The organism is Flavobacterium sp. K77 (genome assembly GCF_021608205.1).
GTDB classification, from domain to species: domain Bacteria; phylum Bacteroidota; class Bacteroidia; order Flavobacteriales; family Flavobacteriaceae; genus Flavobacterium; species Flavobacterium turcicum.
Window position 1 is genome coordinate 463,463 of the sequence record NZ_JAKIHO010000001.1, and the last position, 18,464, is coordinate 481,926.

Below are 18,464 nucleotides of genomic sequence, written 5' to 3' on the forward strand. Positions count from 1 at the left end.
CCTAAAAATAGAGCAAAAAAAAACTCCCCAATTTCTTGAGGAGTTTGTTTTTATTCTATGACAGCATTTTCTTTTTTGTCATAAAAATGATATTCTAGGTACGTGTAAGCATCACGAGGTATAATTTTCACCCATTTTTTGTGTTCAAGAAACCATCTTGAACGCAATGATGGAAAACCTTTGGTAAGGTATGCGGCCACAAACGGATGTACGTTAAGAACAACTTGATTGTGGTTTTTTAATACTCTTTCTAGATCAAAAGATATTTTATCAATGATTTGAATTGGCGCTTCAATTTCACCTACTACATTGTTTGGATCTTCTTCTCTGGTTTTAATATTAACTTCTGGTCTTACTCTTTGACGTGTAATTTGAACTAATCCAAATTTGCTAGGAGGTAAGATTTTGTGCTTGGCTTTATCATCGCTCATTTCTTCTTTCAAGAAATCGAACAACACTTTGCGATTTTCAGGATTAGACATATCGATAAAATCAACTACAATGATACCGCCCATATCTCGCAGACGCAATTGTCTAGCGATTTCGGCAGCAGCAATCATATTGACTTCCATGGCAGTATCTTCTTGGTTGGTGGCTTTGTTAGAACGGTTTCCGCTGTTTACGTCTATAACGTGCAACGCTTCGGTGTGTTCTATAATTAGGTAAGCTCCTTTACTCATGGAAACTGTTTTCCCAAATGAAGTCTTGATTTGTCGCTCTATGTTGTATTTCTCAAAAATAGGTGTGTCTTTTGATTGATAGAACTTTACAATTGATTGTTTGGATGGTGCAATTTCTTGCAAGTAATCCTTTGTTTGGTTGTACAACTCTTCATCATCTATTTGAATACCGCTAAAGGTATCATTAAACACGTCGCGAAGTATTGATGAAGCTCTGTTGAGTTCTCCAAGTACTTTTGACGGATGATGAGCAGTTGGTAATTTTTTACACATTGCAGTCCATCTGCTTAGCAGGTTCTGCAAATCTTTTTCTAATTCTACTGTGCTTTTGCCTTCGGCTACTGTGCGAACAATAACACCAAATCCTTTTGGTTTGACGGATTGCACTAATCGTTTCAAGCGTTCCTTTTCTTTTTTGTCTTCTATTTTTTGTGAAATAGAAACGCGGTCAGAAAACGGAACCAAAACTATAAATCTTCCTGCAAGAGAGAGCTCAGCGCTAATTCTTGGTCCTTTGGTTGATATAGGTTCTTTGACGACTTGTACTAATACAGATTGATTGGCATTCAAAACATCAGTGATGGTGCCATCTTTATCAATCTCTTTTTCAAACTGAAAGTTTTTTAGGGAGAAATCTTTTAATTTACCTGCGCTTACAAGTTTTATGAATTTCAGTTGAGAAGCAAGATTAGGTCCTAAGTCATGATAATGTAAAAAGGCATCTTTTTCGAAGCCTACATTTACAAAAGCAGCGTTAAGTCCGGCAACTGGTTTCCTGATTTTGGCAATAAAAATATCACCAACTTGGAAATTGCTTTTTTCTTCTTCTTTGTGTAATTCAATTAGTTTTCCATCTTTTAATAAGGCAAAATCTACAGCTTCAGAACTAGATCTAATGATTAATTCTTTATTCATTTGTAAATTTTTATCCGAATTCTCAATCAGGGATTTGGGATTTGGGATTTGGGATTTTGCAATCCTAAATCTAAAAATCCTAATTCCTAAATTAATAATAGGGATGGATTAAACAATAATTTTACAGGTATTGTACCCGGGGAAAATTAGCTAGCGATTTTCAATTTAAGTTCACAGTTGAACTGCTTACTGAGACTGTATACTGCAGGCTGGATTTTCGATTTCAATGAACGTTTAAAAAGAAAAAAGTAGTTTAAAACTACTTTTTCTTCTTGTGACGGTTAGCTCTCGCTCTTTTTTTACGTTTGTGCGTTGCTACCTTATGTCTCTTTCTTTTTTTACCACTTGGCATGTCTTGTCGATTTTATGATTAATATTATTATTTTGCTTCGTTGTTCGTTTTTACACCTTCTACAAATACTTTAGCTGGTTTGAAAGCAGGAATATTGTGTGCAGGAATTTTTATAGTTGTATTTTTAGAGATATTTCTACCTGTTTTCTCAGCTCTAGTCTTCACTATAAAACTTCCAAAACCTCTTAAATAAACATTGTCTCCAGTTTCTAATGAATTTTTCACTTCATTCATGAAAGTCTCCACAGTTGCCTGAACATCTCCTTTTTCAAGACCTAATTTTTCTGAAATTTTCGCTACGATATCTGCTTTCGTCATTTTCTTTCCTATTTATAATGTTGTACTATTTTTTTGAGTTTGCAAATATAGGAATTTAAAAAACAATTATTCAAGCTAATTCATTAAATTTTAATTACATAAACTTTTACTTTTGCTAACAAATAATTAATTAATGGTTTTTTCTAAAACACTGATAAATTGGTACTTACAAAATAAACGTGATTTACCATGGCGTCATACAACAAATCCGTACGCTATTTGGCTCTCTGAAATTATGTTGCAACAAACGCGTGTAGCGCAAGGTTTGCCGTATTTTTTGTCGTTTACCACTGCATTTCCAACCGTTTTTGACCTCGCACAAGCCAATGAAGAGCAAGTTTTAAAGCTATGGCAGGGATTAGGGTATTATTCTAGAGCACGAAACTTGCATCAAACGGCACAATACATTGCCCAAGAGTTGTCAGGCATTTTTCCGGGAACGTACAAAGAGTTGTTGCAATTAAAAGGAGTAGGTGAGTACACCGCTGCTGCTATTGCCTCATTTGCTTACAATGAAGCCGTTCCTGTGGTGGATGGAAATGTGTTTCGGGTGCTGTCACGTTATTTTGATGTGGAGACTGATATTGCCCAGGCTGCTGCCAAAAAAGAATTTGCAGCACTTGCGTCCGAGTTAATGCCTAAGGATGACCCCGCAATTTTTAACCAAGCCATTATGGAGTTTGGAGCCTTGCAATGCGTACCTAAAAATCCGGATTGTGCTAATTGTGTTTTTAATAATAGTTGCGTCGCTTTGCAGAAAAAGAAAGTGGATCAACTTCCTGTTAAGTCAAAAAAGCTCAAAGTACGAAATCGCTATTTTAATTACTTGGTGTTCGAGGACCTTCAAGGCAATACTTTGGTTCAAAAACGAACTGATAAAGGAATTTGGCATAATTTATATGAGTTCCCTGTTTATGAAACCGATAAAGAAGAGGATTGGTACCACGTTAATGAGCAAGTTCAGGAGGAGTATGGCAATGCGAAATCAAATCCTATTATATATGAGTACAATGCTAAAAGTATCGTACATAAATTATCTCACCAACATTTGCATATTAAATTTTGGAAAGTACAAGTTTCCGAAACCTTAGAATCAGCTATCGATATCGAAACTTTGCGCGCTTTTCCTTTTCCTATTGTCATTCATAATTTTATTGAAAAGGAACTTTAGAATTTCCAAAAAAATGTACCTTTGGTAAATACCACAAATTAAAATGAACGGAACCTTAAATAAAGTCATGCTCATAGGTTATCTTGGCGATGCCATAAAGATGCACTATTTTGATGGTGGCAACTGTATTGGTCGCTTTCAGTTGGCCACTCATGAAGTGTATATCAATAAAACGACTAATGAAAAAATCACTTCTACCGAATGGCATAATTTGGTAGTACGCAATAAAGCCGCTGAACTTTGTGAAAAATATTTGTCAAAAGGAGATAAAATTTATGTAGAAGGCAGAATAAAATCACGTCAATGGCAAGCTGAAGACGGAAGTACAAAGTTTGCCAATGAAATTCAAGTAACCGAATTTACCTTTTTGTCAACCAAAAAAGATACTGAAAACAGCAAATCGGTTACTAGTACTGATACTTCAAAAAATAGTAATTTTGAAAGCGACACACCACGTACATTGCCTATCAATGATTTGCCATTTTGATTGTTTAACTAACACCTTTTGATTTGGACCCAGAGCCCAGTTTACTTTTTTTTACTTTTGCGCCTACTAGCCAGCTATTGGTAGGTCTATTAATTTTTATACTAATATTTTGTGCAGCTGCTGTAGCTGCGGCTGAAGTAGCTTTTTTTTCGCTTTCTGCTAAAGATATAGCGCTGTTTCAGGTTTCCCCATTGATCGAAAAAAAGTTGAGTCGTTTACTCAGCAAACCCAATAAACTTAGAGCAAGTTTAACCATTGCCAACAAAACTTTCTATTTAGCAATCATATTCCTCTTTTTGCAAGAGCTTAAAATGAGTTTTATTTTTTCTGAAAATTCTTCTGTTGTTAAAATTCTTGGAATCGTTTTTTTGATTGTAGTGTTGTTGTTTTTTGCAGATGTATTGCCCAAAGTACTCGCCAGCCGAAATAACTATTTTTTTGTAAAGAAGTTAATACTGCCTGTTTATTGGTTAGATGTGTTACTATCGCCAATAAGTGCTCCGATGCGAAAGTTGACATTGTATTTGCATCATAAGTTTACCAAACAAAAAACTAATTTATCCGTTGATCAACTCTCGCAAGCACTGGAGTTAACAGCCGAAGATGCTACCTCAAGCGAAGAGCAAAAAATATTAGAGGGAATTGTAAGTTTCGGAAATACCGATACAAGGCAGGTAATGAGTCCGAGAATTGATATTTTTGCAATTGAAATTTCAGATTCGTTTGCAACCATTTATCCGCAAATTGTCGAAAAAGGATATTCAAGGATTCCTGTTTATAAGGACAATATTGATCAAATTGTTGGCGTTTTGTTTGTAAAAGACTTGCTGCCTTACATTCACACACTTGATTTTGACTGGAAATTGCTATTACGCGAGCCCTTTTTTATACCTGAAAATAAAAAGCTCGATGATTTGCTGAAAGATTTCCAAGGTATGAAAAGTCATTTAGCGATCGTGGTTGATGAATATGGAGGAACTTCGGGATTGGTTTCGTTAGAAGATGTTATCGAAGAGATTGTAGGCGATATTAGCGATGAGTTCGATGATGATAAAATCAATTATTCGCAAATTGATAGTAAGAATTTCCTTTTTGAAGGGAAGATAAATCTAAAGGATTTTTATCGCATCGTTCCTGTTGATGATGAATTGTTTGAGGCCAACAAAGGTGAAGCTGAAACATTAGCGGGATTTATATTAGAAATAGAAGGTGGTTTTCCTAAAAAAAATCAAAAAATGGTTTTTGAAAATTGTCAGTTTACCATTGAGGCAGTCGACTCCAAAAGAATAAAACAAATTAAAGTAACGATTTTGTAATTATAAACTAGTTTTGCAGTGCAGTTTTAAAATGAAAGCTAAGATGTTAAAAAAGATACCTGTTTTTGCGGTTTTATTGGTTAGTGCAATAAGTTTTATGTCTTGCAAAGACGAAATTTTACCAAAACCAAAAAGCTATTTGCGTTTGGATTATCCAGAGGCCAAGTATGTTAATTTTGAAAATGAATGTCCATTTGTTTTCGAAATGAATGAAGATGCCGTTATAAAAAAAGACAAAGACTGTGGTTTGAGTATTACATATCCAAAAATGAAGGCGACGATTTTTTTGACCTACCAGCCAGTCAATAAAAATATCAATAATTTGTTACGCGAAGCACAAACATTAACTTACAAGCACGTAATCAAGGCAGATGATATTTTGGAGCAGCCGTATTTAAACGCTGACAAAAAAGTGTACGGCATGTTTTATCAAGTAAATGGTAATGCAGCAACTAATTCGCAGTTTTATGCAACAGACAGTACACGTCATTTTGTAACTGGTTCTGTTTATTTTTATGCAAAACCTAATTTCGATTCTATTATGCCTGCGGCTAGTTACATTAAAAACGACATGCAGCGCCTAATGGAAACCATGAAGTGGAAGTAATTCCATTGTTCTGAAATTCCCAAAAAAAAGCATTCCCGGTAAGAGAATGCTTTTTTTTTTGTTTAATGAAAAATCAATTTACGATTTCATATTCGAAACCTTGTATGTTTTACCATCGGCAACAGCCTCAACGGTTTGAGTTAGTTTAGCTGGCGATTGTGCAGTTTTGTCATAAACCACTGTAGCTAGTTTGGTGTCAAAGTCTACGGTAGCTTTTGATACTCCCTCTAATTCGGTTAGTTCTTCTTGAATTGTTTTAGCACAACCTACAGCGCAAGTCATACCTTCCACAGCAAAAGTTGCGGTTTTTAAATAAGCGGCAGCAATTGGTTTTTTTGCTTGTGGTGCTGCGGTCAAGGCAAGCTCTGCTTTTGTTTTTTCTCTAGTATTTTCTTTGCAAGCTACCAATAAAGTACTTGCTAGTGTTAGAAAGAGTATTGCTTGTAGTAGTTTCATAATGTGTATGTTTTTAAAGGAAATTCGAAATAAATTCTATGCAAAATTAACTAAAAAAAGCAGTGCTAATTCATAAAATAATTACAATTTTGAACCCAAATTACAAGTATGGAAGCAAAGCAATTAAAATGGGTTTACTTAACGGTATTGGCCCTTGTGTGGGGAAGTTCGTTTATATTGATTAAAAAAGGTCTCGTTGGTCTCACACCACTGCAATTAGGGTCTTTGCGTATTTTGTTTGCAGCGCTATTTTTGGTGTTGATAGGTTTTAAAAGCATTTCTAAAATCCCTAGTTTCAAATGGAAATATATTGCGTTAACCTCTTTGTTTGGAACATTTATTCCCGCTTATTTATTTGCAATTGCGCAAACCGAAATAGATAGTTCGGTTAGTTCCATTTTAAATTCTTTAACGCCGCTCAATACTTTAATCCTAGGAGCCGTTTTTTTTGGTTTGCATTTTAAGCGAACGCAAATTATAGGAATTGTAATTGGCTTGGCAGGAAGCGCTTTACTTATTTTAAATGGTGCAATGCATCATCCAGAACAAAATTACTGGTATGCTATTTTGGTTTTAATTGCCTCTATTTGTTATGCCTTAAATGTCAATTTAATCAAAAAGTATTTGCATGATTTGAGTCCGCTGAGCATTACCACGGGTAATTTTATGGTATTAAGTCTGCCTGCTTTGGCGGTTTTGTTTGCATCTGGTTTTTTTGATGTGGTACAACAGGAACAAGTGCAGCAATCAGTACTTTATATCATAGTATTGGGCGTAGTCGGAACTGGTATTGCTAATATTTTATTTTTTAAACTGATTCAAATGTCGTCGCCAGTATTTGCAACATCAGTAACGTATTTAATCCCGGTGGTGGCATTTTGTTGGGGTTTACTAGATCAAGAAATGCTAACTCCTGTTCAGTTTTTAGGTGCTTTCATCGTATTGATCGGTGTGTATTTATCAGCTAAGAAATAAATGCGTTGTCATAATTTTTCACGAAAGTATTTAGTTTTAAGTTAACGTTTTCACTAGTTTAGTGAGTTTCGTTTGAAGAAAATTTGCTACCAAATAATATCGAAGTAGCGCTTATCTGATAATTATTATAAGCAAAAAAGGCTGCCTATTTCTAGACAGCCTTTTGTATTATATGGTGTTATGATTATTGAAAATCAGCATCAGTTACACCTTCGTTTACTTTTACTTCAGATAATTTAATATCTAAATCAAAACCAACATTTTGAATAATGTTAAACGGAAGTTTTACTCCTTTTACATCTCTGTAATCCGAATAGTTAGTTGTTTTGGTCATACTTTTTCCGCCTTGTTCCATTAAAATAGATTCAGCAATTTTAAGACCTGAAGATACATCAAAATACAAAGTAGTTTTTCCGTTTTTCACAGCGTAAGCTTCTTTTCCGTTGATGATTTCGATAGATTCTAATTTTAGATCTTGTTGTTTAGCAAGTGATAATTCTGGTATTGGCATAGCAACTGCTCTCATTTCAGCAAGTGCAGCTCCTTCAATGTTCTGACGCTGTCCTTGTTGCATTACGTAGCCACCTTTTTCGTTTACTACTTGTTTCATTAAACTCATAGTTCCCATTGCTAACTCTACCATGATTTTTCCTTTTACATCAGATTTTGAGGTAAAACTCAATGGTGATGGTGCTTGTGGAATTGTTGTAGAACCTATCATCGTAACTGTTTTTACAGCCGTTGCTGCTTTTTCGCCACCAATAGCTTTAATGTAATTGTCAAGAACTGTTTTTGCAGTAACACCTGCTGGCACCGCTTTTTTCATTTCTGGTTTTGAAGTAGGATTACCGTATTTGTCAAAATAGTAAATAGGGTATTTTAGTTTTTCTAATCCAGAAACCACATCAGCTGCTTTTCCAACAATGATAATACGGCTGTTGTCAGCTAAGAAGTATTTGTTAGCCACTCTCATTACATCATCTGCAGTTACAGCACTGATGTTTTTGATGTAGTTCTCGTAAAAATCAGCTGGTAAGCCTTGTGTTTTTGTTCTTAATGCATAACCAGCAACGGTTTGTGGTTTTTCAATTTGCATTACAAAACGACCTATATAACCTGCTTTTACATTAGCCAACATTTCATCGGTAACTTTTTCGGTTCTGATTTTTTTGTATTCTTTGAAAATTTCAACAACTGTACTGTCAGTTACTGCATTACGTACTTGAGTCGAAGCGCTAAAAGTAGAGATTCTTTTGTCGCCGTAAATTCCAGTGCGCGCACCGTAAGTCCATCCGTGAGCTTCTCTTAAGTTCATGTTGATGTAGCTGTTAAAGTCACCACCTAGGATTTGATTCGCAATTAAAACTGCAAAATAATCTGGATCAGTCATTTTTAAATTAGACATGTTTACCACATTAACTTCTGACTGGACTGCGTTAGGCATGTCTATAAAGTTGATTTGTGTTTTCGTCACATCTTTTGGATCAGCAAAGGCAAGAGATGGTGCAGCAGCTTTTTTCCAAGAACCAAAGAATTTTTCGACCATTTTCTTAGTTTCAGTCACTTTTACATCACCTACTATAATAAGGTAAGCATTGCTTGGTACAAAATAAGTACTATAGTTAGCTTGTACGTCAGCAAGCGTTACATTTTTCAATGTAGCTTCGCTTACATATTCTCCTGCAGGATGGTTTTTTCCGTATGTTAAAACATCAACCACACGCGCTGAAACAGCTGAAACACTTTTTTCATTCGACTTTAAGCCTTCAATTAATTTAGCTTTTTCTTTATCGAATTCCTCTTGAGTGAATTTAGGATTCAAAGCACCGTCTGCCATTAATTCTAAAACACGACCTGCGTATTTAGATAGTGAACTTGCAGAGGCTCCGTTAGAACTAAAATTAATGTTAGCTCCTAAAAAATCTACCTCTTCATTGAAGGCAGTTTTAGAGATTTTGGTAGTACCGCTTCCCATAAGGCTGCTAGTCATATCAGATACTCCTTTTTTGTCACCTTCAGTATACGGATCGTTGTCTAGAGTAAGACTAAAAGATACACGTGGAAGTTTATGATTTTCAACCACAAGTACTTTTAAACCGTTTTTTAATTCAAAAGTAACTGGTTTTCCAATTTTTATAGTTGGAGCTGCTCCTGGTTTTGGCTGAGGTATGATCTGTCCTTGCATAATAACTGTTAAGAACAAGCTGGATATAATTAATATTGATTTTTTCATGATGAGATATCTTATTTTTGAGCTTTGTCTTTAGATGGCACATAATCCAAAACTAATCTTTGCTTTGGATTTAAATATTTTTTAGCAACCTCTCTAATTTCTTCACGAGTAATAGAACGGTAAATGTCGATTTCAGTATTGATTAGGTTAATATCTCCGTACAATAAATGGTAAGTTGCTAAGTTGTCAGCAATACCGTCGATGGTTGAGTTGCTGTTTACGTATTGATTCTCAAATTTGTTTTGTAATTTTTGCAAATCGTTTTCTGATAATAATTCAGTTTGGAGTTTCGCAATTTCAGCATCAATTTCAGCTAAAATACCTTCAGCTGTGTTAGGAGCCTGCGGCAAGCCGTAAATGATGTAGCTTCCGTAGTCCTCTTGGTTGTTGCTAAAAGCACCAATTTGCAATGCCATTTTCTTGTCGTCAACAATTTTTTTGTACAATCTTGAGCTTTTTCCATCGCTTAAAAGAGAAGAAATCATATCCAAAACTCTAGCATCTCTGGTTTTCATTGATGGCGTTCTGTAGGCTGCTACGATTGCTGGAATTTGAATATTAGGATCTTCAAATGTAGCTTTAATTGTTTGTGTAATTGGTTCCTCTACAAAAGTTTCTCTCTTAACTGCAGCACCTTTTTTAATTGGTCCAAAATATTTTTGAATCCATTCTTTGGCTTGCTCTGGTTTAAAATCACCTGCTACAACAAGAACGGCGTTATTTGGCACATAGAATTTCTTGTTGAATGCTTGAAATTCTTCTAAAGTAGCAGCGTCAAGGTGATCCATTGAACCAATAGTTGCCCAACGGTAAGGGTGTTTTTTAAAGATATTCTTTTTTACTTCTGCTAAAAAATTCCCGTAAGGTTGATTGTCAACACGTAATCTTTTTTCTTCTTTAACTACTTCATTTTGAGTGTCAACTCCAATTTGGTTAATTACTGGGTGTAGCATTCTTTCTGCCTCCATCCATAATCCTAGTTCTAGGTTATTTGATGGAAATACTTCGTAATAATAGGTTCTATCGTCAGTAGTGTTAGCATTGTTCACACCACCATTACCGGTTACGATTTTAAACCATTCACCACGTTTTATATTCTCTGTTCCTTCAAATAATAAGTGTTCGAAAAAGTGTGCAAAACCAGTTCTTTCTGGATTTTCGTCTTTGGCACCTACATGGTACATTACAGAGGTAATTACAGTTGGAGCCGATGGGTCATTGTGTAAAATGACGTGTAAGCCATTGTCAAGTTTGTATTCCTCAAAAGCTACTTTTTGTGCAGAAGCTACTCCTCCTAGCATAAATAAAGCACCTAAAGCCATTAATGAATTTTTCATAAGGTTAATAATTTTGTTAAGTATGGTAATTTGTAATACTATGATGGGTTTTGTTACAGTCGAAATTAATATAATTTAAACTTTAACAACTGTTTGGGTTGAGGTTGATAAAAGGGTAGATAAATATCAAGAAAATCAAGGTTTTATAGGTTTTGAATAAATTTTATAGTTGTAATTGCAGGTTAAAAATATAATTGTATATTTGCAACCTTAAAAATTATTAAAACAATTCAGTATGTATGCAATCGTAGAGATAGCAGGGCAACAATTTAAAGTAAGCAAAGACTTAAAGGTTTATGTAAACCGTTTGTCTAACGAAGAAGGTTCAAAAGTTACTTTTGACAAAGTTCTTTTAGTAGATGACAACGGAGCAATCACTTTAGGCGCCCCAGCTATAGAAGGTGCTTCAGTAGAAGCTAAAGTGTTACAACACTTAAAAGGAGATAAAGTTATCGTTTTCAAAAAGAAAAGAAGAAAAGGATACAAAAAGAGAAACGGTCACAGACAATATCTTACTCAAATTGTAATTGAAGGTATTACTGGTGTTGGTGCTAAAAAAGCAGCTCCTAAAAAAGCAGCAGCTGAGGCAACTACAGAAGAAGTAGAGGCTCCTAAGAAAAAAGCGGCTAAAGCTAAAAAAGAAGATACTCAAGAATAATAACAAAATAAAACTAATACGTCATGGCTCACAAGAAAGGTGTCGGTAGTTCGAAGAATGGTAGAGAATCAGAATCAAAACGTTTAGGCGTTAAGATTTTTGGTGGTCAAGCTGCTATTGCTGGGAACATCATCGTAAGACAAAGAGGTTCAAAACATAATCCAGGTGCTAATGTTTACATCAGTAAAGATCACACGCTACACGCAAGAGTAGATGGAGTTGTTTTATTCCAAAAGAAAAGAGATAACAAATCTTATGTTTCTATCCTTCCATTTGAAGTTGAAGCATAATTGATTTTCTCAATTATTTAAAACCCATTTCGAAAGAAATGGGTTTTTTTGTTTTATTATAATATTTAAAATCTAGAACAATTTAAAAATGGTGTTCATTCTTTATGTCTAGATGATTTGTTGGTCTGAATCTAAAAAGAAATCAATTCTCGTAGATTTTATATTTGTTGTCTTCTGCAGCAGCTTCTAATTCTTTTAATTTTTGGGTGCTGTATTCCACTTTGAGTATTGCAAGTGCTAGCTCTTTTTGGAGTTGATCTACCTTTCTTTTATAAAATTTATGTTTGGGGCTTTTATCGTTAGTTTCTAATAATTTTAATTGGTCCAAATTGCTTTTTAACTCTTCGTCTATTTCCCATCTTTTAGCAGCTAGCTTAACTAGTTTTTTTTCTTGAGCAATTATTCTATTGTTTTCAAGTTGTTTTTGAGAAAAGGATTTTGGTTTTACCGTTTCTAATTGCGGGATTTTTGCATATTTTTCTTCTCTCGGATACATTAAAGGTAATGTAGGTGTTTGAGCGTAAACCGCCGCAGATAGCAGTAATAGCAAGGTAATTATTGTTAGTTTCATTTAGCTTATTTTGTGTCGCCAAAAATATATAAATAAATTTTATTTTTAACTTTTGTCAAAATATAGTTCTGGACATTGATGCAATGTGATGAGCATCAATTTAGATTAAACGGAATTTATTAGAGTAATTTTTAAAGCTTCTAGCCTTTTTAAGGTTAGAAGCTTTTTTGAAAACAGTTTCGTATGAGGGATTACTTCACTTCGCTTTTATTTTTATCGGAGTTCATTGAACTTCGTTTGCAGCGGCATCCTTTTATGGAGTGCAGCGCAATAAAAGATACAGCGAAAAGCCCGACCCGCAGTTTTTACGGAGGGTCAATGCCCAAAAACAAAAAACCCTCGCATTGCTGCAAGGGTTTTTTTATTTTAATTTAGCTAGTCACTAAGGACTACGAACTAATTTTTAGTATCTATAGTACTCTGGTTTGAATGGTCCAGCTACTTCAACACCAATATATTCTGCTTGATCTTGACGTAAAGTTTCAAGCTCTACTCCTAATTTAGCAAGGTGTAACATAGCTACTTTTTCATCAAGGTGTTTTGGTAACATGTACACTTCATTGTTGTAAGCAGCACTGTTTTTCCATAATTCGATTTGAGCTAAAGTTTGGTTTGTAAATGAGTTACTCATTACAAAACTTGGGTGACCTGTAGCACAACCAAGGTTTACTAAACGACCTTCAGCAAGAACGATAATGTCGTTTCCAGCAATAGTATATTTGTCAACTTGTGGTTTGATTTCAACTTTTGAAGCTCCGTGGTTTGAGTTTAACCAAGCCATGTCGATTTCGTTATCAAAGTGTCCGATGTTACAAACGATAGTTTTATCTTTCATTTTCTCGAAGTGAGAACCTAAAACGATGTCTTTGTTACCTGTTGTTGTGATAATGATATCAGCGGTAGCAATTACAGTGTCTAATTTTTTAACTTCAAAACCGTCCATTGCAGCTTGTAAAGCACAAATTGGGTCAATTTCAGTTACTGTAACAATAGATCCAGCACCTTTAAAAGAAGCAGCAGTTCCTTTACCTACGTCACCGTATCCGCATACTACAACTCTTTTTGCAGCAAGCATAACATCAGTTGCACGACGAACTGCATCAACTGCAGACTCTTTACAACCGTATTTGTTGTCAAATTTAGATTTAGTAACAGAGTCGTTTACGTTAATAGCCGGCATTGGTAATGTTCCCGCTTTAACTCTTTCGTACAATCTGTGAACTCCGGTTGTAGTCTCTTCAGATAAACCTTTGATGCCAGCAACTAAATGTGGGTAACGGTCAATAACCATGTTTGTTAAATCTCCACCATCATCAAGAATCATGTTTAATGGCTGTCTGTCTTCACCAAAGAACAAAGTTTGCTCAATACACCAGTCAAAATCCTCTTCGTTCAATCCTTTCCAAGCATAAACTTGAATTCCAGCAGCAGCAATAGCAGCAGCAGCTTGATCTTGAGTAGAGAAAATGTTACAAGAAGACCAAGTTACCTCAGCTCCAAGTGCAATTAAAGTTTCGATTAAAACTGCAGTTTGAATCGTCATGTGCAAGCATCCTGCAATACGAGCGCCTTTCAAAGGTTGTTCGTCTTTGTATTCTGCTCTAAGCGCCATTAAACCTGGCATCTCAGCTTCAGCTAATTCAATTTCTTTTCGTCCCCAAGCTGCAAGGGAAATGTCTTTAACCTTGAAAGCCACGTATGGCATAGTTGCTGTACTCATTTATTGTATATTTGTAATTATTTTGACTGTTGGCCTGCCAAATGCGGGCTAATTTTTTGCAAAATTACACAATATCTTAGGATTATAAAAACATTCACTTCTATTTATGAAATGTTTAGCGGTGTAAACTTTTAAAAATCAATAAAATAAAAGTTCTCAAGCGTTCATTTTTGTTTTTAGGAGCTATTTCCCGCTTTTCACTCCAATCTTTTTTTCCGCTAAAGAAGCGGATAAAAAAGGATTTCCGTTGCAATCGGGGCTAAAAATCAAGTTACTAACATGCCTTTATTTCAAGATACACGCCCGCAATTGGGTACTCGAATGCTTATTTGGAAAGTCACGGAGTCGCTCGCACAGTTTCAAAGTCAAATTCAATTAAGACCCGAAAGCCAATCTCGGTTAGAGTCTATGAAGTCAGAGTTGCACCAGCGTGCTTTTTTAAGTGTACGTATGCTACTACTCGAGGCAGGTTACACCGATTTTGATTTATACTATGACGCTTTTGGAAAACCGCACTTGCAGGATGGTCAGCATATTTCGATTACACATTCGCATGAATTTGCTGCTATTATTATTAGCGATCAAAAAGTAGGTATTGATATCGAACTGCAGCGCGAAAAAATAAAAAGTATTGCTTCTAAATTTTGTGATGCTGAACTAAGTTTCCTCGTTGAACAAAGCCAAGATTACATTCCGAAATTAACCGTTATTTGGGGTGCAAAAGAAGCCATTTTTAAAATCAGAAACGAAAAAGGGATCAGTTTCAAAAATCACATTCGCATACAGCAATTCGATTTGAATGATCAATACGCCAACGCTCAATTATTATTTGACGCAGTGCCGCAAAACTATGACTTGTATTTTCAAGAAATTGAAAACTTTGGTTTGGTTTATGCTTTTGAACAAAATCGCATTGAAAACCTTTAATGTCGATATCTGCATGAAAACTATTTACAGCGAGATTTTAAAAGCAAAAGAAAAGGGAAGCAAGTTGTTGGCCATTTTGCTCGATCCTGATAAAATTACTATAGCGCAACTGAGTGTTTTGATTCCAAAAATCAATCAATCGCCAGCAACACATTTATTCATTGGCGGAAGCTTAGTAACTTCCAACATTTTGGACGAATTGATAATCACTTTAAAAAGAGATTGCGCTTTGCCGGTAGTTCTTTTTCCGGGTAATCCTTCGCAAATTTCAGATAAAGCTGATGGAATTTTGTTCCTGTCATTAATCTCAGGCAGAAATCCTGACTATTTAATTGCCCATCAAGTGCAGGCGGCACCTATTTTAAAAAGAACGCAATTAGAAATTATTCCAACTGGCTATGTACTGATTGAAAGTGGTACACAAACTGCGGTAGAACGTGTAAGTAAAACAAAACCGCTAGATCGCTCCAACATTGATTTGGTTGTGGCCACTTCATTAACGGGTGAAATGTTGGGTCATCAATTAATTTATCTTGAAGCAGGTAGCGGCGCTAAGCAAGCGGTGCCAATAAATGTGATTGACGCAGTTGCACAAAATATTAAAATTCCGCTAATTGTAGGCGGCGGGATTAAAGACTTGCAAGCAATTCAACTCGCTCACGCTGCTGGCGCAGACCTAGTGGTTATAGGAACCGCATTTGAAAATGATATTAATTTTTTTAATTAACTTTTATGTTTGATTATTTTTTTGCACAATACAGCACCTATCCTCGATTAGATGTATACCTCGAAATTATTGCCGTAATATTTGGTCTTTTGAGCGTTTGGTGTGCCAAAAAAGATAATATTTGGGTTTTTCCAACAGGTTTAATAAGCACTTCGATTTTTGTCTATCTACTTTGGAAATGGGTTTTGTGGGGCGATATGATGATCAATGGTTACTATTTTATAATGAGTATTTACGGCTGGTATCATTGGACCCGCAAAAAAGGAGACGAAGTGGCTTTTCCTATTTCTACAATTTCTTCAGCAGAAAAACGAATTGCCATATTTCTTTTTATATTTACCGTCGCATTTGTTGTGGCGGTGTACCATTTTTTTGATAAATTCACCACTTGGTACGCTTACGTTGACACTTTTATCACAGGAATCTTCTTTGTGGGAATGTGGCTTATGGCCAAGCGAAAAGTAGAAAACTGGATATTTTGGATCATCGGAGATGTCATTTCGATTCCTTTGTATTTTTTTAAAGGGTATACTTTTACCAGTTTTCAATATGTAGTATTTACAATAGTTGCCATATTTGGCTATTTAGAATGGAAGAAAATCTCAAACAGCGCTCTAGTGGCGAAAACAGAGTAGTAAAAATAACCTTATTTGGTCCTGAAAGTACCGGTAAAACAACATTAGCCAAGCAACTTGCGGCACACTATCAAACAGAGTGGGTGCCCGAATTTGCTCGTGATTATTTGCAACAAAAATGGGATTCGAATCAGCAATTGTGCACACTAGAGGATATGTTGCCTATTGCTGAAGGACAAATGCTACTTGAAAATGAAAGTGTTTTAAAAGCAAAAGAGCTACTGTTTTGTGATACCAATTTAATGGTTACCAAGGTTTTCTCCGATTTGTATTACGGTACTTGTCCGGATGCTTTACAAGAGGCAGCAGTTGTACATGATTATGACTTGTTTTTTTTAACGTCTATTGATGTACCTTGGGAAAAAGATGATATCAGAGATACTCCGCAAGGGAGAGAGGCCATTTTTAGTGAGTTCAAGCAGGCGCTAATTGATCATAACAAACCGTTTCTAACTCTTAGTGGAGATCAAGAAACGCGTTTTAAAACGGCCGTTACAATTGTAGATGAACTAGTTTTGGCCAACAAGTTAGGCTTTTCGACCGCCGATTTTTTACAGATAAAAGAACACGGAATTGCGCTTAAAAATATTGAACAGCAGTTGCATTTTTTTAAAAATGGAATAGAGCCAGCACAACTGTTACGTCCAGCAAAATTATCGGATGGCATTTTGAAATTATCGGAGACAGACTTCGAAATGCATGCCTCATTTTTTGATGCGCACAAAGACGAATTTAAACTCTCTAAGTTTGTACCCGCTTCAGGAGCAGCTAGTAGGATGTTTAAATTTCTAACCGAATTTCTAAATGATTTTGATATTGAAAACGAATCAATAAATGCTTACATCAATCGTAAGAAAGCTAGTGAATTGTCTATTTTTATTGTAGGAATGGATAAATTTCCATTTTTTGAAATGGTATATGAAACATTAAAAAAAGAATTCGAAAATTTTGATAGTCTTGATCGTAACCTTAAGAATTATTACTTCATAAAGGTACTTTTATCTCCTACTTATTTTAATTTTGCAAACAAACCAAAAGGAGTATTACCTTTTCACAAATACGCCACTCGCTTGGCAACTCCGGTGGCTGAGCATTTGCTAGAATGTGTACAATACGCTACCGCACAAGAGAAATCTAATTTACATTTCACGGTTTCGCAGTCTCATCAAGCGTACTTTGAGCAAGTGGTATTAAACGATTTGGCAAGAATTCAGGAGAACAATAATGTCACTATCGATATAACATACTCTTACCAGAATCAAAGTACAGATACCATTGCCGTTACTCCAAGTAATCAACCGTTTAGAGATGCTGCAGGTCAATTGTTATTTCGACCTGGAGGACATGGCGCTTTAATTGAGAACTTGAATCAAATTGAAGCAGATATTGTTTTTATTAAAAATATAGACAACGTAGTTCAAAACGATCTAGATAAGGTGGGATTGTACAAAAGAGCATTAGGAGGAATTTTAATTGCTTTGCAAAAGCAAGTTTTTAATTATTTACAAGGCTTGGATGTGGCAAATGTACCTTCCACTTACATCAATCAGATTGTTGTTTTCTTGAAAGATAAATTTCATATTACACTTTCAGATGATTTTCAAATTGGAACACAAAAATATAAAGTGGCGACTTTGCACGCTATTTTAAACAGACCAATACGCGTATGCGGTATGGTAAAAAATGAAGGAGAGCCTGGTGGAGGTCCTTTCTGGGTTCGACAACAAAATGGCTCCGTTTCGCTTCAAATTGTAGAGAGTTCTCAAGTAGATATTAACGATTCACAACAAAAAGAGATTCTGCAAGCAGCCACTCATTTTAATCCAGTAGATTTGGTTTGCGGTTTAAAAGATTATATGAATCAAAAATTTAATTTACCTGACTATGTTGACTGCAATAGTGGATTTATAGTTGAAAAAAATAGCGCAGGTCAGCCTATTAAAGGATATGAACTACCTGGTTTATGGAATGGCGCCATGGCCGATTGGTTGACTATTTTTGTACAAGTGCCGTTGGTTACTTTTAATCCTGTGAAAACGGTAAACGATTTGTTAAAGCCAACGCATCAATCGTATAACTAATGTTGACT

18 protein-coding genes are annotated in these 18,464 nt (G+C 35.3%); 11 read left to right on the top strand and 7 right to left on the bottom strand.

Annotated features, from left to right (window positions below; all coding sequences use genetic code 11):
* Positions 1 to 50: 50 nt before the first annotated feature.
* Both L1S34_RS02055 and L1S34_RS02060 read right to left on the bottom strand, forming a co-directional pair.
* The gene (locus L1S34_RS02055; protein ID WP_166132944.1) at positions 51 to 1,595 is read right to left on the bottom strand and encodes an Rne/Rng family ribonuclease; all 1,545 of its coding nucleotides are present in this window, start codon (positions 1,593 to 1,595) and stop codon (positions 51 to 53) included.
* A gap of 379 nt (positions 1,596 to 1,974) precedes the next feature.
* The gene (locus L1S34_RS02060) at positions 1,975 to 2,265 is read right to left on the bottom strand and encodes an HU family DNA-binding protein (protein ID WP_066080765.1); all 291 of its coding nucleotides are present in this window, start codon (positions 2,263 to 2,265) and stop codon (positions 1,975 to 1,977) included.
* Between the two features lie 133 nt (positions 2,266 to 2,398).
* On the opposite strand from L1S34_RS02060, the gene mutY reads away from it, so the two are divergent.
* From mutY to gldD, 4 genes are read left to right on the top strand one after another with little or no spacing between them, the layout of a single operon-like run.
* The gene (mutY, locus tag L1S34_RS02065) at positions 2,399 to 3,436 is read left to right on the top strand and encodes an A/G-specific adenine glycosylase (protein ID WP_236362541.1); all 1,038 of its coding nucleotides are present in this window, start codon (positions 2,399 to 2,401) and stop codon (positions 3,434 to 3,436) included.
* Positions 3,437 to 3,479: 43 nt separating this feature from the next.
* Positions 3,480 to 3,923 carry a single-stranded DNA-binding protein gene (locus tag L1S34_RS02070; RefSeq protein WP_166132948.1) on the top strand — a complete coding sequence of 148 codons (444 nt, stop codon included), beginning with the start codon at positions 3,480 to 3,482 and terminating at the stop codon, positions 3,921 to 3,923.
* Between the two features lie 23 nt (positions 3,924 to 3,946).
* The gene (gldE, locus tag L1S34_RS02075) at positions 3,947 to 5,239 is read left to right on the top strand and encodes a gliding motility-associated protein GldE (RefSeq protein ID WP_236362543.1); all 1,293 of its coding nucleotides are present in this window, start codon (positions 3,947 to 3,949) and stop codon (positions 5,237 to 5,239) included.
* A gap of 43 nt (positions 5,240 to 5,282) precedes the next feature.
* A complete protein-coding gene (gldD, locus tag L1S34_RS02080) occupies positions 5,283 to 5,846 on the top strand; it encodes a gliding motility lipoprotein GldD (RefSeq protein ID WP_210787942.1) in 564 nt (187 codons plus the stop codon).
* Positions 5,847 to 5,924: 78 nt separating this feature from the next.
* Here the strand turns inward: gldD and L1S34_RS02085 are convergent, their stop codons facing one another.
* Positions 5,925 to 6,302, bottom strand: a complete 378-nt coding sequence (locus tag L1S34_RS02085) for a heavy-metal-associated domain-containing protein (protein ID WP_236362545.1) — start codon at positions 6,300 to 6,302, stop codon at positions 5,925 to 5,927.
* 108 nt (positions 6,303 to 6,410) lie between these two features.
* Between L1S34_RS02085 and L1S34_RS02090 the strand changes: the two genes are divergently transcribed.
* The gene (locus L1S34_RS02090; protein WP_236362547.1) at positions 6,411 to 7,277 is read left to right on the top strand and encodes a DMT family transporter; all 867 of its coding nucleotides are present in this window, start codon (positions 6,411 to 6,413) and stop codon (positions 7,275 to 7,277) included.
* 184 nt (positions 7,278 to 7,461) lie between these two features.
* Here the strand turns inward: L1S34_RS02090 and L1S34_RS02095 are convergent, their stop codons facing one another.
* Positions 7,462 to 9,510 (bottom strand): M16 family metallopeptidase, encoded by a 2,049-nt coding sequence (locus tag L1S34_RS02095; RefSeq protein WP_236362549.1) that lies wholly within the window; start codon positions 9,508 to 9,510, stop codon positions 7,462 to 7,464.
* Between the two features lie 11 nt (positions 9,511 to 9,521).
* A complete protein-coding gene (locus L1S34_RS02100) occupies positions 9,522 to 10,847 on the bottom strand; it encodes a M16 family metallopeptidase (RefSeq protein ID WP_236362551.1) in 1,326 nt (441 codons plus the stop codon).
* A 235-nt stretch (positions 10,848 to 11,082) separates the two neighbouring features.
* On the opposite strand from L1S34_RS02100, the gene rplU reads away from it, so the two are divergent.
* The gene (rplU, locus tag L1S34_RS02105; RefSeq protein ID WP_166132960.1) at positions 11,083 to 11,505 is read left to right on the top strand and encodes a 50S ribosomal protein L21; all 423 of its coding nucleotides are present in this window, start codon (positions 11,083 to 11,085) and stop codon (positions 11,503 to 11,505) included.
* A 23-nt stretch (positions 11,506 to 11,528) separates the two neighbouring features.
* Positions 11,529 to 11,795, top strand: coding sequence for a 50S ribosomal protein L27 (rpmA, locus tag L1S34_RS02110; RefSeq protein ID WP_166132962.1), 267 nt, complete (start codon positions 11,529 to 11,531; stop codon positions 11,793 to 11,795).
* Positions 11,796 to 11,937: 142 nt separating this feature from the next.
* Here rpmA and L1S34_RS02115 read toward each other — a convergent pair whose 3' ends face one another.
* Positions 11,938 to 12,366, bottom strand: a complete 429-nt coding sequence (locus L1S34_RS02115) for a hypothetical protein (RefSeq protein WP_236362553.1) — start codon at positions 12,364 to 12,366, stop codon at positions 11,938 to 11,940.
* A gap of 403 nt (positions 12,367 to 12,769) precedes the next feature.
* On the bottom strand, positions 12,770 to 14,086 hold the full coding sequence (ahcY, locus tag L1S34_RS02120; protein ID WP_236362555.1) for an adenosylhomocysteinase: 1,317 nt from the start codon (positions 14,084 to 14,086) through the stop codon (positions 12,770 to 12,772).
* A gap of 279 nt (positions 14,087 to 14,365) precedes the next feature.
* Here ahcY and L1S34_RS02125 point away from each other — a divergent pair, with 279 nt between their 5' ends.
* The 4 genes from L1S34_RS02125 to L1S34_RS02140 are packed head-to-tail and all read left to right on the top strand — an operon-like array spanning position 14,366 to position 18,456.
* On the top strand, positions 14,366 to 15,013 hold the full coding sequence (locus tag L1S34_RS02125; RefSeq protein WP_236362557.1) for a 4'-phosphopantetheinyl transferase family protein: 648 nt from the start codon (positions 14,366 to 14,368) through the stop codon (positions 15,011 to 15,013).
* Positions 15,014 to 15,026: 13 nt separating this feature from the next.
* On the top strand, positions 15,027 to 15,740 hold the full coding sequence (locus L1S34_RS02130) for a geranylgeranylglyceryl/heptaprenylglyceryl phosphate synthase (RefSeq protein ID WP_236362559.1): 714 nt from the start codon (positions 15,027 to 15,029) through the stop codon (positions 15,738 to 15,740).
* A 5-nt stretch (positions 15,741 to 15,745) separates the two neighbouring features.
* On the top strand, positions 15,746 to 16,375 hold the full coding sequence (gene pnuC, locus L1S34_RS02135; protein ID WP_236362561.1) for a nicotinamide riboside transporter PnuC: 630 nt from the start codon (positions 15,746 to 15,748) through the stop codon (positions 16,373 to 16,375).
* Positions 16,330 to 18,456 carry a DUF4301 family protein gene (locus tag L1S34_RS02140; protein WP_236362562.1) on the top strand — a complete coding sequence of 709 codons (2,127 nt, stop codon included), beginning with the start codon at positions 16,330 to 16,332 and terminating at the stop codon, positions 18,454 to 18,456. The genes pnuC and L1S34_RS02140 overlap by 46 nt, the downstream gene beginning before the upstream one ends.
* Positions 18,457 to 18,464: the final 8 nt, after the last annotated feature.

Bases quoted from the DNA above. Each gene is read 5' to 3' on its own strand.
- L1S34_RS02055 (WP_166132944.1), bottom strand. From the start codon at position 1,595: ATGAATAAAGAATTAATCATTAGATCTAGTTCTGAAGCTGTAGATTTT.
- L1S34_RS02060 (WP_066080765.1), bottom strand. From the start codon at position 2,265: ATGACGAAAGCAGATATCGTAGCGAAAATTTCAGAAAAATTAGGTCTT.
- mutY (WP_236362541.1), top strand. From the start codon at position 2,399: ATGGTTTTTTCTAAAACACTGATAAATTGGTACTTACAAAATAAACGT.
- L1S34_RS02070 (WP_166132948.1), top strand. From the start codon at position 3,480: ATGAACGGAACCTTAAATAAAGTCATGCTCATAGGTTATCTTGGCGAT.
- gldD (WP_210787942.1), top strand. From the start codon at position 5,283: ATGTTAAAAAAGATACCTGTTTTTGCGGTTTTATTGGTTAGTGCAATA.
- L1S34_RS02085 (WP_236362545.1), bottom strand. From the start codon at position 6,302: ATGAAACTACTACAAGCAATACTCTTTCTAACACTAGCAAGTACTTTA.
- L1S34_RS02090 (WP_236362547.1), top strand. From the start codon at position 6,411: ATGGAAGCAAAGCAATTAAAATGGGTTTACTTAACGGTATTGGCCCTT.
- L1S34_RS02095 (WP_236362549.1), bottom strand. From the start codon at position 9,510: ATGAAAAAATCAATATTAATTATATCCAGCTTGTTCTTAACAGTTATT.
- L1S34_RS02100 (WP_236362551.1), bottom strand. From the start codon at position 10,847: ATGAAAAATTCATTAATGGCTTTAGGTGCTTTATTTATGCTAGGAGGA.
- rplU (WP_166132960.1), top strand. From the start codon at position 11,083: ATGTATGCAATCGTAGAGATAGCAGGGCAACAATTTAAAGTAAGCAAA.
- rpmA (WP_166132962.1), top strand. From the start codon at position 11,529: ATGGCTCACAAGAAAGGTGTCGGTAGTTCGAAGAATGGTAGAGAATCA.
- L1S34_RS02115 (WP_236362553.1), bottom strand. From the start codon at position 12,366: ATGAAACTAACAATAATTACCTTGCTATTACTGCTATCTGCGGCGGTT.
- ahcY (WP_236362555.1), bottom strand. From the start codon at position 14,086: ATGAGTACAGCAACTATGCCATACGTGGCTTTCAAGGTTAAAGACATT.
- L1S34_RS02125 (WP_236362557.1), top strand. From the start codon at position 14,366: ATGCCTTTATTTCAAGATACACGCCCGCAATTGGGTACTCGAATGCTT.
- L1S34_RS02130 (WP_236362559.1), top strand. From the start codon at position 15,027: ATGAAAACTATTTACAGCGAGATTTTAAAAGCAAAAGAAAAGGGAAGC.
- pnuC (WP_236362561.1), top strand. From the start codon at position 15,746: ATGTTTGATTATTTTTTTGCACAATACAGCACCTATCCTCGATTAGAT.
- L1S34_RS02140 (WP_236362562.1), top strand. From the start codon at position 16,330: ATGGAAGAAAATCTCAAACAGCGCTCTAGTGGCGAAAACAGAGTAGTA.